Genomic DNA, 14,840 nt, shown 5'->3' with positions numbered 1-14,840 from the left:
AGCACGACGCGGCCGGCCCACCCCGTCGGTTCCTCTCGTGCCAGCGCGCGAACGCCACGTCGCAGCGGGAGGCGACGGCGGCGTACTCCCAGGGGTACATGGTGGGGCGTTCACAACCGCCCCATCTGTGCGTGTCGCGTCGGCACGCGGCGGGCAATCCGCGACCATTAGGTTCCAACCCAGGACCGAATCAGCCGTCTGTCGACGACCCGGCCGACGAGCGGCCGCTCGATCCCGACGGGTTCGACCCCGGCCTGACCGATCCCTCCCGATCGAACACGTCGACGTCCATCGCGGCGTCGGGCGGCGACTCGACGCCAACGATCGGCCGGCGCACGCTCTCGATTCGCGTCGGGTCGGCGACGGCAACGGCGTCGCCCGCCAGCCGTGAGCCGATCGCGACCATGGGTGGGCCACACCCCCGACCCCGGGCTAGGCGCCGCGGCGGTCAGCGGACGGCGACCCCGGACCGGCTGTCGTCGCGATCGTCGCGTTCGGTCGGGGTCCGTGCGGCGATCTATCGACCGACGAGAGGGTCAGCCGGACCCAACGGTCATGTTAACTCATGGCATAGGTTTATTTTTCAGCATTCTGATTCTAGGGACGGGAGGCCGGACCACATGACAGAAGTCACACTGGATGTCGCAACGGAGATCATCGAAGCGGCGGAGACCCACGTCGGGGACTCCGACGTCCCGCCGATGTGTATCGCAGTAATGGACGAGGGTGCCAATCTCGTCGGCTTTCACCGGATGGACGGCGCGCTGCTCGCGAGCATCGACATCGCCCAGAACAAGGCCTACACAGCGGTCTCGTTGCAACTGGATACGGAAACCGTTCACGAGGTCTCACAGCCGGGCGAGTCGTTGTACGGGATCGGGGAGACGAACGACGGCCGAATCATCACCTTCGGTGGCGGATTCCCCCTCGAGGACGACGACGGCACCGTCGTCGGCGGCGTCGGCGTGTCCGGCGGCAGCGTGGACGAGGACGTCGAAGTCGCCCAAGCGGGGCTCGAGGCGTTCGAGACCGACTGACCGTCGGCATCGGTTTCCGCCAGTTTTGTCTCGTTCTCTGGTGGCGATCAATATACAGCTCTGCGTGTGCGCTCGTGATACTGAGAGACAGATCTGCCGAGTTAGCGCGTGTCAAACGAGTTGATCACATCACTCGTCGAGTACGTCTCGACCAGGTCCTGGTCGTCGAAGTCAGCATCGTCGCTCCAGATGGCAGCATCCCTGGCGATCGCACCCCATCTCGTCGACCCCGGCAGCGTGATCGGCGTCGGCGGGGTCTACAGGAACTCGCTTCGGATCCAGCCGCCGCTAACGATCGACCGCGAGCAGCTCGAGTCGATCGTCGCGGCGCTTCGGGAGGCTCTCGAAGCCGAAACTGCCGGCTGACGCTCCGGCCAAATACGGGCTTCGGGGCGCGCCGCCCGCCGTCAGTCGAGCCCGTCGAACTGTTCGTCGAGGTACTTGGTCGTGTGGTCGTTCGCGCGGAACCGCTCGTCCTCGAGCACCGCGCGGTGGAACGGGACGGTCGTCGCGATCCCCTCGATGTCGGTCTCGTCGAGCGCGCGTCGGCCCCGCGCGAGGACTTCGTCGCGATGCTCGCCGAAGACGACGTACTTGCCGACGAGCGAGTCGTAGTACGGGCTGATCCGGTCGCCCTGGTCGACGCCGTCGTCGACGCGAACGCCCATCCCGGTTGGCGGGCGATACGTCTCGAGCGTCCCGGGGGTGGGCGAGAAGCCGGCCGACGGATCTTCGGCGTTGATGCGAAACTCCATCGCCGCGCCGCGGGGTGCGACCGCGTCCTGCGCGAAGTCGAGTTCCTCGCCGGCGGCGATGCGGAGCTGCCACTTGACGATGTCGATGCCCGTCACGAGCTCGGTGATCGTGTGTTCGACCTGGATACGGGCGTTGACCTCGAGGAAGTAGAACTCGCCGTCCTCGTAGAGGAACTCGACGGTGCCGGCGTTTTCGTAGCCGGCCTCGGAAACGCCCTGGCACGCGGCGGCACAGAGCTCCTCGCGTGTCTCCGGATCGAGCGACGGCGACGGCGTCTCCTCGATGAGTTTCTGCTGGCGGCGCTGGACGGAGCAATCGCGCTCGTAGAGGTGGCGTGCGTTGCCGTGTGCGTCGACGAGCACCTGGACCTCGATGTGGCGCGGGTTCTCGAGGAACTTCTCGACGTAGACGTCGGGGTTGTCGAAGTACGCGTCCCCCTCGCGCTTGGCTTCCGCAAGGGCGTCCTCGATCTCGGCCGCTTCGTCGACGACTTTGAGACCGCGACCGCCGCCGCCGCTGTCGGCTTTGACGGCGACCGGATACCCGTGCTCGTCCGCGAACGCGCGGACGTCGGCCGGCGCGTCGACGATGTCCTCGGTGCCGGGAACCACCGGCACGCCCGCCTGCTGCATCAGCGTCCGGGATTTCGTCTTCTCGCCGAACTCGGCCATGACGTCCGCCGGCGGCCCGATCCACGCACACTCCGACTGCTCGACCTGACGAGCGAACGCCTCGTTTTCGGCCAGGAACCCGTACCCCGGGTGGATCGCCTCCGCGTCGGTCTCGCGAGCGGCCTCGAGGAGGGCGTCACCGTCGAGGTAGCTCTTTCTGGCTGGCGACGACCCGACGTGACGGGTGACGTCGGCGTGGCGGACGTGCTTTGCCGTCTCGTCCGCGTCGCTGTAGACGCCGACGGTTTCGACGCCGAGTTCCCGCGCCGCCTGTATTACCCGGACCGCGATCTCGCCGCGATTCGCGACGAGGAGTCTGTCGAACATCGTTTGGAAGTCGCTAGCAACCCACTTAAGTTGGAACCCGCGCGCCGTCCGTCCTGTGTCGGCCGGGAACGGTCTCCAACCGGCTCGTACTGCCTGCGCCGACGCGCACTGTCGACACGCCTGTGGGGAGAGCCCACCACTGTGGGTGTCGTCGAGCGTCGATTTCGGCGGAGAGACTCCTAGAACCGGAGTACCGCCACTGTTAATGTATTACACGGTGACAGGCGGCACACCGATGACAGAAGCGCGAATCGAACGCACGGAACTGCCGGAGCCTCGATACGAATTCGGCGGCGACGATCACGTGTTTGTCGAACTTGACGAGGCGATGAGTTTCGACGCCAACTTTCAGGCGATGGCGATCACACAACAGATCAGCGAGCGCGACATCGACGGTGTCACCGAAATCTGCCCAGCCAACGCGTCGTACATGGTCCGGTTCGACCCCGACGTGATCCGGCCGGACGCGATGGTCGACAGGTTGCGCGAGATCGCCGCCGAGACCGACATCGAGGAGTACTCCTGGGAGACGCGCATCGTCGACGTTCCCGTCCTCTTCCAGGACCCGTGGACCCACGAGACGCTCATGGAGTTTCGCGATCGCCACCAGGACCCCGATGCGACGGACCTCGAGTACTCCGCGCGGATCAACGGGCTCGAGGACGCCGAGGCGTTCATCGAGACCTTCGTCGGCGCGCCGCATATGGTCACGATGGTCGGGTTCGTCCCCGGCCTCCCGTGGTGTTTCCAGATGGTGCCCAGGAGCGACCAGCTCGAGGTACCGAAGTACGAGCAACCCCGAACCAACACGCCAGGCCGGGCGGTCGGCTTCGGCGGCGCGTTCTCGGTCATCTACCCGGTCCAGGGCGCGGGCGGCTACCAACTGTACGGCCGGACGCCGATCGAGGTGCTGGACGCCGAGCAGACCCTCCCCGACTTCCAGGAGTCGATCGTCTTCCCGAATCCCGGGGACGTCCTGAACTACCGGCCGATCGACCGGGACGAGTACGACGCGGTGCGCGAGGAGGTCGAGGCCGGCACGTACGAGTACACGACCGCGTCGGTCGAGTTCACCCCCGACGAGTTCTTCGAGGCCCCACACGAGTACAACGAGGAGATCACGGAGGTGCTGTACGAATGATTCGCGTCCTCGACGGCGGCATCTCGACGACGGTACAGGATCTCGGCCGGTTCGGCCAGTACCACATCGGCATGCCGCCCTCCGGTGCGATGGACCTCTTCTCGCACCGGGTCGCAAACGCGCTCGTCGGCAACAGTCCAGAGGCGGCCACCCTGGAGATGACGTACGGTGGCGCCGACCTCCGGTTCGAGGAGGACGCCGTCGTCGCGCTCGCGGGTGCCGACATGCCGGCCCGCATCGACGGCGACGACGTCCCCATGCACGAAGCGGTGCGAGTCGAGCGCGGCCAGGAACTGGAGACCGAGTTCACCACGACGGGCGCGCGCACCTACCTCGCCGTCGTCGGCGGGATCGACGTCCCCGAGGTAATGGGGAGCAAGTCGACCTACACGCTCGTCGGCATCGGCGGTCACGAGGGCCGCACGCTCGCGGACGGCGACGAGCTGGCGATCGGCGAGAACGGCGTCGACCGCGAGGCTGTGATCGGCAACCGCGCTCCCGAATCGCGGCTCCGCGACTTCGAGGCGATCGACGACGTTCGCGTCGTCGTCGGCCTTTGCGATTACCGGCTCACCGACGAGAGCCGGGAGCGGCTCTGCGAGGTCGACTGGAAGGTGACGCCGGAGGCCGATCGCGTCGGCTACCGCCTCGAGGGGCCGGAACTCGACTTCGTCGAGCGCGAACAGCCGTTCGGCGCGGGGACCGACCCGTCGAACGTCGTCGACGTCGGGTACCCGATCGGCTCGATCCAGCTGCCCCAGCAACCGATCGTCCTGATGCGGGACGCCGTGACCGGCGGCGGGTACGCGACCGTCGCGACGGTGATCAGCACGGATCGCGACCTGCTCGCCCAGATTCGCACCCACGAGACCGTCCGCTTCGACGCCGTCACGGTCGACGAGGCGCTCGAGGCCCGCGAGGCCGCGCAGGCGGATCTCGACGCGATCCGAGACGCCCTCGAGTGACGAGCGCGAGCGATCGCGCCGTCAACCCGACGTCACCGCTGCGTTTACGTTCGCCGCCGTGAAGGGTCGACTCCCTCGAAATCCGGCGATCGGCGTCAACGATTAAGTAGTGAGGGAACCACACACGAGGTATGACGACCGAGTACGTGACCGCACCGATGCCCGGCGTGTTTTACCGACGACCAGATCCGGACGACCCCCCGCTCGTGGAGGTCGGCGACGACGTGACCGAGGGCGACAAGGTGGCGCTCATCGGCGTGATGAAGAACTTCCACGACGTCACGGCGTCGCACGACGGGACCGTGACCGACGTGCTGGTCGACAACGAGGCGGAGATCGAGGCCGGACAGGAACTGATCGAACTGACGATCGACGACTGACGGCCGGCGACCGGCGACGATCGGCGCCGAAATCCCCCGGAGGGCGTCGAGATGCGCAGCCGCTCCACAAAGATGAAGGGATCCGACGGAGTCTCCTCACGCATGGTAGCCATTGACATTAACTGCGACATGGGGGAGAGCTTCGGCAACTACACCATGGGGCGCGACGAGGAGGTGATGCCGTACATTACGTCGGCCAACGTGGCGGGCGGCTTCCACGCGGGCGACCCGCACGTGATGCGCGAGACGATCACGCTGGCCGAGGAGCACGACGTCGGCGTCGGTATTCATCCCGGGCTGCCGGACATGATGGGCTTCGGCCGTCGGCAGATGGACGCCACACCCCAGGAAGTCCGCGACTACGTCGTCTATCAACTCGGCGCGCTCATCGGCTTTGCCGAGTGGGCCGGCGTCGAGGTGCAACACGTCAAACCCCACGGGGCGATGTATTCGATGCTCTCCGGCAGCGACGACCACGCTCGCGCGGTCATGGATGCGATCCTCGAAGTTGACCCCGAGCTGGTCTATCTCGCGACAGACCTGAATATTTACGAGATTGCCGAGGAATACGACGAACTCGATGCGGTGTTCGAAGGATACGTCGACCTCGATTACCGCTCCGATCACACGCTGATCGTCGAAAAAGAAGTGTCGGAGGTCGATCCCGGACTCGCGGCCGACAGGGCCGTAAGCATTGCCACACGCGGCGAGGTCGAGGCCGCTGACGGAACGATGATCGACATCCCCGCTGACAGTCTCTGTATTCATGGCGACAATCCCAACTCCGTAGAAGTGCTCGAGACGATCCACGAGCGCTTCGAGGAGGAAGGGATCGAATTGAAGCGCCTCGATGAACTATAGCTCTGCCAGTGACGGCGTCGTGGCCGTGTTCTTGGTCGGACCGCCTGTGTCGTGAGTCGCTTTGACGCACCCCCACCGGAGAGTGATCTGGAACGACGGCACCCTCGAGACCCCGGTTGAACCGCTCGAGGACGAAGTCGACACACTCGAGTCTCGAACGCAAACGCTCGAATCCCGGACCGATTCGCTCACCACCCGAACTGACTCAGTAGTCGGCGATCGCGTCCCAGATGCCCGCGACGACGCCATCGAGGCCGCTGATCAGGCGGACCGTGATGAGGTCCGTGAGGTCGCGGAGCGCTTCGAATGAGCGTTGATACGAGCTTCATCCTGGACGTTATCGACGACGTCGAACCCGCAGTCCAGAAAGACCAGGAACTCGAAACCGAGAGCGTTCCGCTGGTGAGTCCCTCGATGACCGTTTTGGAGCTCTACATCGGCGTCGGGAAGGTGGCGAACACCCTCGACGAGCGCCAGAAGGTGGAAGCCGTGCTTGACTCCTACCCGGTGGTGGATATGACCCCGCGTATCTCCCGTCGCGCTGGACGGCTGCTCGGCGAGCGGATGGCCGCTACGGACGAAGGTGAGGGGCCTGGTCTCGGGAAAGGAGACGCAGCAATCGCAGCAACCGCTTTGGAGCGTGATGCGCCTGTTCTTGCTGGCGACAGCCACTTCGGGAATGTCCTCGGAGTCACCCACGAAAGCTACCGGTGGTCAGGATTGACCGCCTCCACGCCGTGAACGGCGTGGAATCCGACCATGGGATTTCCGCGTCTTGCCGGTCCCCGCGGCCCGTAGAGCGAGACCGTCGCCGGCAGGGAGCCGTCGTGGACGCCGTTCAGCATCGTCGTGAGGGCGCGTTCCTGCATATCGCGGGCGTTGCTCTCGGCAGATTCGGCGAGCGGATCGAGCGCCCTTTGTCGACGAAGGGACTGTCGTTCGGGGAGGGGGCGACGAAGCAGTCGTCGGCCGTGCGCATGCGATCGCGTTCGCCGGCGGTAGTGGCGTGCCAGCAAAGAACGTATCGGACGAGACGGTCCAGCCACCCGCAGTGCCGCGCTACCGCTGTTCGCCCCGACGCGGTCGTGGTCGGCACGGGGTCCTCCCAGACAGTCGTGACGGCCGGCCGGAACTGGGACGGATTGAGGACGCGCGAGGCGACATCTAATCTCGAGAGACGGCTGCCGGTCACGACGGCGGGAGTGTTCAGACGGAACTGATCGGGTTCAGCATCTCGACGAACTCGAGCGTGCTGTCCTGCGTGTACTCGATGACGTCGACGATCAGGTACGCCGTCTCGACGATGAGTTCTTCGGTGTAGACGATCCGGTCGGCCATCTCGCCGATCCGGTCGGCCATCTCGCCGATCTCGTCGACGGTGTAGAGCACGCCGTCGAGGCTCTCGAGGTATAGCACTTCACCGGTCTCTGCAAGTACCATGACGACCTGGTCCACCTGACAGCACCCGTTCTGGTTCAAGAACAGGTAATAGGTGCTACCGTCGGGAAGCGGCGCGTAGATGAACGATTCGCCGTAGTACGTCTCCGCGTACGAGACGGTCGTTCCCGGCTCCAGTTCGAGTTGATAATCGTCGTCGCTTTCGGCCGCAACCGCGTTCGTCGTCGCAACGGCGGCGCCGCCGGTGGCGGCCCCGACGCCGAGTTTCGTGAGGAACGTCCTTCGATTCATTGTGAATGGTTCTGCCCAGGTGATCAATCAGTATTGGGCAGTATTGTGTATACTGTTCATCTACACCATAACTCTGTTGATTCATATTGCCGCCGTTTACTACAGCGATCGTCCGATTCGGTTGGATAGGTTGAATACGAAGGTTGCGATGAATCGGTGAGCGAACCGGCTCGTCATCGATATTGTTCGAATTAGACACAACTATCGCGCCGCGTCTCGGTCGTTCTCGTCCCTCTGATCGAGCAGAGCGGGCGTCGAGGATCCGGAACCATCGCACGACACGCTGGAGGGGCTGACCGTCTCCGACTCGAAGTCTGCGGCGCTCCCAGGTGGGAGGGCGAGCAGGGTCGGTTAGAACTGTACTACGACGAGGTGGACGACATGTTCAGGGCCTTTCAACCGATCACCGCACCTGATTCTCGACAGGATTCACCACTGGCTTCCGAAAAGCCGCCTCGGACGTGGGTGCGAACAACCTCGTCGCCTGTACGACCACGACCGGCCAACAGTCCCCCTACGCAGGCCGCGATCTATTCGCTTGCTTCCGCGACACCACCGAGGAAATTGCCCGCAGACGATCCAAACTCCGCGACGGTCGATATAGCAGTCGGCGGATTCGACGGGTGTATCGAAAGCGGACGCGCCGATGCGACCACGCCCAAGATGCCCTCGCGTTCGACACTCCTTCAGAGTGACGTACTCGACGGCGAGTTTGCCGTGACGGGCGGCGAACGCCCGGCAGATCCGGCGCGTCGTCAGCGTCTTCCCCGTGCCGGGCGGCCTGTAGATCTCGTCCGGGTCGGCCAGCGGGTCGAGCGCTTTCTCGTCGACGAAGAACTGTCGTCGGGCGCGGTTTCGGCGAAGAAGTCGTCGCACTTCGTCATGGGGTTGAATTCGTTGCGGTCCAGCGGAACTACGAGTGTGTATGTGAGCGATCGGCACAGTGATTGCGGGACTCGCGGTCGTGCGTGGCATCGCGACACATCACACAGCAAGCGGGGGTTCAGAGCCACGCGGCCCGGAACAACCGTGGGCCGACCAGGCACCTCACCGGTGACGCGGTGCCACGTCCCGGACCCGGGACGCGACTGCCGCATCGAGTCGCCCACTCCAGTGGGGACTGCCGCAGTGTGACCACCGGTCCACAAGACTCATAGCGCGATTCAGACTTGGTTCATATCAATGCCGCCGAGTGAACCGGGCGGCCAGCGCGGCCGCCTCGTCGGGGCGCTGCTCGCCGTCTGTCTAACTGGGTTCCTGCTCTGGGCCGGCACGCTCCCCGCTTCTGACGAAACGCTGAACGCCTATCCGGACGAAGACCAGGTCGGGCCCGCCCCCGAGGCGTACGTCGGCGAGTCGGTCGTGCTCAGCGGGACCGTCGTCGCGACCGAGCCGGTCGTGATCGAGACGCGCTATCACGACGTCTCACGTCAGTTCACGCTCGACCACGCCGCCACCGCCGTCCGGAACACGAACGACCCGATCGAGGTGGGCGATCGGATCACGGCCTTCGGCACGCTCGCGGAGCCGTCGACGCTCGCGACCGAGCGCGCGATCGCGCGGGCCCCCTGGGAGTTCCAGTACATGTACCTCGTCTCGTTTCTCGGTGGGTGCCTCGCGCTCGGCAGCTTCCTCCGGCACTGGCGGTTCGATCGGGCGCGCCTCGCGTTCGTCCCGCGCGAGACCCCGCTCGCGCTCCGCGGCCGCCAGGGGTCGTCCCGAGACGATACCACGCCCACCGAAAGCGAGCCCGACGCCCCCACGGAAGAACCACCGAGTCGACCGGCATCGAAGCGAGGGGAACAGTAATGCCGGATCTTCTCACCCACGTCCTCGTCGGCTATGTGCTCGGGACGCTGCTCGCGGTCAGCGACGAACGGCTCGGCCCGGAGTCGGTCCCCCTCGTGATGCTCGGCGCGCTCTCGCCGGATTTCGTCAAGCTCAAGCTCGTGCTGCCGAGCGAAACCGTGCAGGCCGTGCTCGGCATCCCGTTTTCCTGGACGCCGCTGCATACCCTCGGCGGCTCCGTCCTCGTGGTCGGCCTGGGTGCCCTGCTCGTCGCGCCCGACCACCGCCGCCAGACGATCGCCCTGTTTGCGCTCGGGGCCGCCTCCCACCACGCCCTCGACGTGCTGTTGCTGACCGTGACCGGGTATTCGTACGCCGTGCTCTGGCCGCTTTCTGGCTATCACTTCCCGGCGCCGAACCTCTATCTCAGCAGCGATCGCTGGCCGGCCCTCGTCGCGGGACTGGCGGCGGCGCTCGTGTGGGCGCTCGCTCGCCAGCGCCGTGGCGGGCCCGCCGAGTCGCCACCGACCGACTGACGGGCCCCGACCGCGGTGGCTTCGTCCCGCTGTCGGCACTGGCGTGGTGAGACCGGCCCACTGGACTGGCCGTGTCGTGTGGGGACCCAGACCGCCACCTGATGCGGTCTGTTTCCGATGTCGCCGTCACTCCTCGCCGTTGCCGTTCGCTTCGTCGCCATCGTCCACATCGTCGTCTGTGGGGACCTCGGTGGTATCATCGTTGGGTGGCTCGTCCGGTTCGGCAGGCTCATCTGGTGCATCAGTCTGCTCGTCGGGATCATCACTGGGTGGTTCGTCCGGGTCGTTCGTGGACGATCGGGCGTGAGCGTCGCGTCTCTCGTCTGGACCTCATCCAGACGGTGCTTCGATGTCGCGTTCTTCGGTTTCGAGCGCCCGAACCGGAGGTTTTTCGCTGAGATCAGCGAATACCGTTGGACGTATGAGTCATCCAACGTCGAATCATCGTCGGGTCGTCGAAGCGTACGAGTCCGCGTATCCGGACCCGATACGAGTGAGCGAGGGCGACGAACTCACGATCGAAGACCGGGCGACGAAGTGAGACGGCTGGCTCTGGTGTATCGATACCGCTGGACGAGAGGGGTGGATACCGGACACGTACGTCGAATACCGAGATGAGCGGTGGATCAGCCTCGAAGAGTACGTTGCAAGAGAACTCTGCGTCGAACCGGGTGACACGCTCACGTCTCACGTCACTGTCGCCGGCTGGGAATGGTGCGAGAAACCGACCGGGAAGACGGGATGGGTCCCGTCAGAAAAGTTGCGTTCGAGAGCTCCTTCCGACGCCTAGCGTTCGAAAGCTCACTCGGGCTCCTGACGCGTCGTCGGTCGAACGACGACCGAATCGGCCTCCTGCGTCAGCGCGCGGACGGCGTCCAGCGAGATGTCGAGTGCCCGCCAGACGTTGTTCTTAGCCTTCTCGGGGAGGGACTCGTCCTCGGTGGCGGTTCCCTTCTGGGTACCCTTCACCAGGGTGCCGTCGACGGTGCAGATGGCGCCGGCGGAGAGGCCCTTCCGGCGGGCGAGGGGACACACGGGCTAACGTTGGATGGGTGAAACGAATGTAACCGAGTGATTCAATCGTGGACGGGACATCGGGGCTGAAAATCATGGTCTTCGGGCTTCACAGGTCACCTCTTGGCTGAGTTGTCGACTCCATTCGAATTGCAGTTGGCGGGCTGATAGGTACTGTGATTGTCCTTTACTTTTCGCTACCTGCTCAGTTCGAACGAGAACGTAACACCGAGAGTGCTATCAAATAGAGATAACGTTGAGAGAGCCGTACTGGCTACGAGGCACACATCAATCACCGACTGACGCGTCGCTCTCGCATTCCTATCAGCTACTTGGAAAATATAGTGAAGTCGTGAAATCGATCAAAAACAGCGTGAAAGGCGTGTACGGACAGGACTACACAGTGGACGAGTTTCGGCGAGGACGTCTGGCTGTCGCTCGACACTTGAGGTATGAGATACCCATTCTCGGTCTTAGTTCCGACTCAAAGCGTTTGTTTTGACTGAGGAAATTGTTATTGCGAGGGCGTATGTGGGTATAGTATGGTGCCGGGTAGCATACGATCGAGTCCCACGGAGTCTCCGATCGGAGACATCGCGTATCTCGCGCGATCCGAACACCGCGTCGAGGCGCTCAGCGCACTGACGGACCGTCCTCGGAGTCGCGCTGAACTCTGCGAACTGACCGGGGTGTCGACGTCGACGATTCGACGGACGCTGCGCGAATTCGAAGCCCGTACCTGGATCCGTACGGAGGGATACCAGTACGTGGCAACGCGGCTGGGAGAGACGATCGCGTCCGGGATGGAGGACCTGATCGACCTCGTCGAAACCGAGCGGGAGTTGCGTGACGTCTGGCACTGGCTCCCAGACGAGGTCAGCGAATTCACGATCGAGACGTGGTCAGAGATGACCGTAACCGTCGCCGAGCCCGATTCGCCGTACCGCCCGGTGAACCGATTCGAGTCGTTTCTCCAGGAGACGACCACGTTCCGATTTCTTCGACCCGAGGTCGCCTTGATGGAGCCCTGTCTGGACGTGCTCCGTCAACTGATACAGGACGGGGTGGACATAACGTTGGTTGACCGTCCAAGCTGTCACACGTACTTTTTTTCGACGTACCCGGAGCGCAGTTCAGAGATGGTGAACCGAGATAATTTTACGGTTCTAGAGCACGACGAACTCCCTCCGTACGGAATCGGCCTTCTCGATGACCGGGTCGTCATCAGCTTGTACAAGCAAGACAGCGGGGCGGTCCAGGCGGTGATCGATACCGACGCACCGACGGTTCACGAGTGGGCGGAATCGATGTATGCATTCTTCGAAGGCGAGGCGCGACCACCCACGTCCGGATCCGTCGTGAAGTGACTCTCCCAGCGTTGTGAGCGTGGTCTCGAACAGGGGCCTTGTTGAAACCCTAAAATGGTGATAGGTTTTAGCAGCCGTGCTGAATAGAACGCGCACATACAGCAAAACCAGAACTGAAAGAACCCTCTTTGACTCATCACCTACGCTTTCTTTCCTGAGGGGACTCGATCCTCATTTTCGAGTATGCGTTTCAAATTCTCGCCTTCTTCTCGCATGTGCGTCCGAACGGCGTCAAATTCTCTCTTGTTGAGCCAAGCACCGATCGGTCCGGTTCGTACTTTGATTTGCTGGGTGAGTTCGCAACCGTCCGAGTGAGTATCGATCGCGAAACTGATTTGAGGCATAAGCAGCCCAACCAGCAGTGATGTCGGCTTGAACTCAATGTATCGATCGGGAGTTACCTTTACGAACTTTACCGTCTTCTTCTGTAACTTTCCCGCAATACGTTCCTCGAAATAGGCCTCAGCGCCCTGTTCCAACCCATCCCCCTCTGTCCAGCGGAACGTGATGTGATCAGGGTGCCATGGCTCATAGTTCTCTTCCATCTCCTCGAAAAATCGATAGACGTCTTTTTGAAGCGCCTCAACGGTTGTGGTCTCTTTCAAGATCATCCTTGACTTAAGAAGGCTATCTACCCCTAAATAGCTGCGCGTAGCATCCTGATTGGCAACCTACGTCTGGACCATGGAGTGTCTACACACTCGGAACAGCAAACCACCGCGTTGTCCGTCATGATAGGTTGGTACGCTGCTGCATACACCCTCTGTATCTTGCACGCCCATTCTGCTAACTGCTGGATAGGTCGAGCGAAGCGTGCGAGATACAAAGCGCGAATATGGCACACGGTACTCCCTGATCAGTGCGGGTAGCGAGCGCTCGGCGTCGACTAGTCAGGTATCAGTTTCGCTCCCGACGCGGCAATCGGAATGATGGTGTACATGGATCTCGCCGCGGTCTGCAAATGGGTCACCGATCATAACGGTAACCCCGAGACAGGACGTGTCGTATTCGCGGAAATCGAGCCGCTGCCAGTCCGTTCGCGCTTGATCGTCCCGCCACACATAGAGTACGTAGGGTCCCGACTCGGTCGGATAGCCGTCGAACGCTCCCCCATCAGAATCTGCGTCGGAATCGTAGGGACCGAGCGCCAGTCTCTCCCAATACACCGGCTCGCCCTCTTTTATCAATAACACGTAAACCACGTGCTCTTCCGGGTCGAAGTTGAAGGCTCCGAGTTCGACCAAGCGGGGGTCGTCCTGAAAGGTACGTAGAATCGACGTACAACCGGCCAGTCCCATCGTGACGGAGACACCTCCTGATCGCAGTACTTTCCGGCGTGAGATGGAGGACATGAGGCAACACGCGTACAGACTGACATATATCTTCCGGTCAGATGACGTCGGAGCGGTCAGTTCGATCGAACTGAAGCGACGTGCCGCATTCATCCTCTGTATTCAGCACGCCATTTGTATCGACCAGTGAGAATTTCAACAGAGCCCGAACGGGCTGATCGGGTCCGTCCCTCAACGGTTTCCTGTCGGCTGGCGGCCAGTTGGACAATCGATATCTCAGCCGGTTCCCGGTAGCACCTGGTGACTCTCGGTCAGTGGCTGCATAGCTGGCAGTAACTGCCAAAACCCCACGGAGTAGCTACATTATCTCCGTGATCGTACTGTGTTTAGCCGAAAGGCGACACAAAACCATGACCGATGATCAGCGAATCACACACGGTGTAGAACTCGAAACACTCGAAGCGTTCGCCGACCACGCGGCAGAACATCCCGAAGAAGTCCAACTCGGTCTCGGGGCATCCGCGACCTACGAGGGGACGTGTGCCCACAGTCTGGCGAGGATCGATAGCTACGAACTCGGTGGCGAAACGATCGCCCGCGAGACCCGCGAATACACGGTTCCCTACGGCGGGTGGAGGGAAGTGCTGGAAGCCGGTGGCTGGGTCGGTGCGACCGATCGGATAGAACCGATCGAAGCCGCGCTCTCCGCGCTGGCTGCCTGCATTAACGTCGGCATCAGCATCAATGCCGTCGCACACGGCGTGGATATCGACCACCTCCAGACACGCGTCTGGTCCGATTTCGATCCCGCCGTGCTCTTTAGCCTCGCGGATCTCAACGACGCCGACGCGGTCTTCGAGAACGTCACCGCCGAAATCGAAATCGAAGGTGAGAACCTCGACGAAGACCTGATCGACGAGTGGGCACGGCGAGCACCCGTCTACACGCTCGTCTCGCTCGGACAGGATGTCGAGATGACCATCAATACCCCCGCCCAGGTGGCGGGCGACGACTAA

General features: G+C 63.0%; 16 protein-coding genes and 3 pseudogenes. 12 read left to right on the top strand and 7 right to left on the bottom strand.

Going from position 1 to position 14,840, the window contains the following annotated elements:
- Window positions 1-190 precede the first annotated feature (190 nt).
- Window positions 191-406 carry a hypothetical protein gene (locus tag MUG98_RS02960; RefSeq protein ID WP_265110692.1) on the bottom strand — a complete coding sequence of 72 codons (216 nt, stop codon included), beginning with the start codon at window positions 404-406 and terminating at the stop codon, window positions 191-193.
- A 214-nt stretch (window positions 407-620) separates the two neighbouring features.
- Here MUG98_RS02960 and MUG98_RS02955 point away from each other — a divergent pair, with 214 nt between their 5' ends.
- Window positions 621-1,037: a GlcG/HbpS family heme-binding protein gene (locus MUG98_RS02955; RefSeq protein ID WP_265110691.1), complete on the top strand. Its 417-nt coding sequence runs from the start codon at window positions 621-623 to the stop codon at window positions 1,035-1,037.
- Window positions 1,038-1,138: 101 nt separating this feature from the next.
- On the opposite strand, the pseudogene MUG98_RS25335 reads toward MUG98_RS02955, so the two are convergent.
- Together MUG98_RS25335 and MUG98_RS02945 are read right to left on the bottom strand one after the other, a co-directional pair.
- A pseudogene (locus tag MUG98_RS25335) lies at window positions 1,139-1,249 on the bottom strand (PIN domain-containing protein); the annotation flags it as partial.
- Window positions 1,250-1,444: 195 nt separating this feature from the next.
- Entirely contained in the window at window positions 1,445-2,791 is a 1,347-nt protein-coding gene (locus MUG98_RS02945) for an acetyl-CoA carboxylase biotin carboxylase subunit (protein WP_265110689.1), read from the bottom strand.
- Window positions 2,792-3,026: 235 nt separating this feature from the next.
- Between MUG98_RS02945 and MUG98_RS02940 the strand changes: the two genes are divergently transcribed.
- The 6 genes from MUG98_RS02940 to MUG98_RS02915 all read left to right on the top strand — a co-directional run bounded on the left by MUG98_RS02940 (window position 3,027) and on the right by MUG98_RS02915 (window position 6,879).
- Window positions 3,027-3,932, top strand: coding sequence for a 5-oxoprolinase subunit B family protein (locus MUG98_RS02940; RefSeq protein WP_265110688.1), 906 nt, complete (start codon window positions 3,027-3,029; stop codon window positions 3,930-3,932).
- Window positions 3,929-4,897 carry a 5-oxoprolinase subunit C family protein gene (locus MUG98_RS02935; RefSeq protein WP_265110687.1) on the top strand — a complete coding sequence of 323 codons (969 nt, stop codon included), beginning with the start codon at window positions 3,929-3,931 and terminating at the stop codon, window positions 4,895-4,897. Before MUG98_RS02940 ends, MUG98_RS02935 begins: the two co-directional genes overlap by 4 nt.
- A 131-nt stretch (window positions 4,898-5,028) precedes the next feature.
- Window positions 5,029-5,277 carry an acetyl-CoA carboxylase gene (locus tag MUG98_RS02930; protein WP_265110686.1) on the top strand — a complete coding sequence of 83 codons (249 nt, stop codon included), beginning with the start codon at window positions 5,029-5,031 and terminating at the stop codon, window positions 5,275-5,277.
- A gap of 102 nt (window positions 5,278-5,379) precedes the next feature.
- Window positions 5,380-6,138 (top strand): LamB/YcsF family protein, encoded by a 759-nt coding sequence (locus MUG98_RS02925; RefSeq protein WP_265110685.1) that lies wholly within the window; start codon window positions 5,380-5,382, stop codon window positions 6,136-6,138.
- 61 nt (window positions 6,139-6,199) lie between these two features.
- Window positions 6,200-6,448, top strand: coding sequence for a hypothetical protein (locus tag MUG98_RS02920; protein ID WP_265110684.1), 249 nt, complete (start codon window positions 6,200-6,202; stop codon window positions 6,446-6,448).
- Window positions 6,445-6,879, top strand: a complete 435-nt coding sequence (locus MUG98_RS02915) for a PIN domain-containing protein (protein ID WP_265110683.1) — start codon at window positions 6,445-6,447, stop codon at window positions 6,877-6,879. Before MUG98_RS02920 ends, MUG98_RS02915 begins: the two co-directional genes overlap by 4 nt.
- A 465-nt stretch (window positions 6,880-7,344) precedes the next feature.
- Here MUG98_RS02915 and MUG98_RS02910 read toward each other — a convergent pair whose 3' ends face one another.
- Window positions 7,345-7,827, bottom strand: a complete 483-nt coding sequence (locus tag MUG98_RS02910; RefSeq protein WP_265110682.1) for a hypothetical protein — start codon at window positions 7,825-7,827, stop codon at window positions 7,345-7,347.
- 285 nt (window positions 7,828-8,112) lie between these two features.
- Between MUG98_RS02910 and MUG98_RS02905 the strand changes: the two are divergent.
- The 3 genes and pseudogenes from MUG98_RS02905 to MUG98_RS02895 form a co-directional block, all read left to right on the top strand.
- Window positions 8,113-8,507, top strand: a pseudogene (locus tag MUG98_RS02905) (transposase); the annotation flags it as partial.
- Between the two features lie 502 nt (window positions 8,508-9,009).
- Window positions 9,010-9,636: an OB-like fold-containing membrane protein gene (locus MUG98_RS02900; RefSeq protein WP_265110681.1), complete on the top strand. Its 627-nt coding sequence runs from the start codon at window positions 9,010-9,012 to the stop codon at window positions 9,634-9,636.
- Window positions 9,636-10,151, top strand: coding sequence for a metal-dependent hydrolase (locus MUG98_RS02895; RefSeq protein ID WP_265110680.1), 516 nt, complete (start codon window positions 9,636-9,638; stop codon window positions 10,149-10,151). The genes MUG98_RS02900 and MUG98_RS02895 overlap by 1 nt, the downstream gene beginning before the upstream one ends.
- Before the next feature lie 801 nt (window positions 10,152-10,952).
- Here MUG98_RS02895 and MUG98_RS02890 read toward each other — a convergent pair.
- Window positions 10,953-11,186, bottom strand: a pseudogene (locus MUG98_RS02890) (hypothetical protein); the annotation flags it as partial.
- A 521-nt stretch (window positions 11,187-11,707) separates the two neighbouring features.
- On the opposite strand from MUG98_RS02890, the gene MUG98_RS02885 reads away from it, so the two are divergent.
- Window positions 11,708-12,532, top strand: a complete 825-nt coding sequence (locus MUG98_RS02885; protein WP_265110679.1) for a helix-turn-helix transcriptional regulator — start codon at window positions 11,708-11,710, stop codon at window positions 12,530-12,532.
- Between the two features lie 140 nt (window positions 12,533-12,672).
- Here MUG98_RS02885 and MUG98_RS02880 read toward each other — a convergent pair whose 3' ends face one another.
- Both MUG98_RS02880 and MUG98_RS02875 read right to left on the bottom strand, forming a co-directional pair.
- On the bottom strand, window positions 12,673-13,143 hold the full coding sequence (locus MUG98_RS02880; RefSeq protein ID WP_265110678.1) for an SRPBCC family protein: 471 nt from the start codon (window positions 13,141-13,143) through the stop codon (window positions 12,673-12,675).
- A 279-nt stretch (window positions 13,144-13,422) separates the two neighbouring features.
- Complete coding sequence (locus MUG98_RS02875; RefSeq protein ID WP_265110677.1) at window positions 13,423-13,884, bottom strand: hypothetical protein; 462 nt, start codon at window positions 13,882-13,884, stop codon at window positions 13,423-13,425.
- A gap of 350 nt (window positions 13,885-14,234) precedes the next feature.
- Here MUG98_RS02875 and MUG98_RS02870 point away from each other — a divergent pair, with 350 nt between their 5' ends.
- Window positions 14,235-14,840, top strand: coding sequence for an OsmC family protein (locus MUG98_RS02870; protein ID WP_265110676.1), 606 nt, complete (start codon window positions 14,235-14,237; stop codon window positions 14,838-14,840).

Source organism: Halosolutus halophilus, assembly GCF_022869805.1.
Classification (GTDB): domain Archaea; phylum Halobacteriota; class Halobacteria; order Halobacteriales; family Natrialbaceae; genus Halosolutus; species Halosolutus halophilus.
Note: the sequence above shows the minus strand (reverse complement) of the source record. Positions and strands in the feature narration are given on the sequence as shown.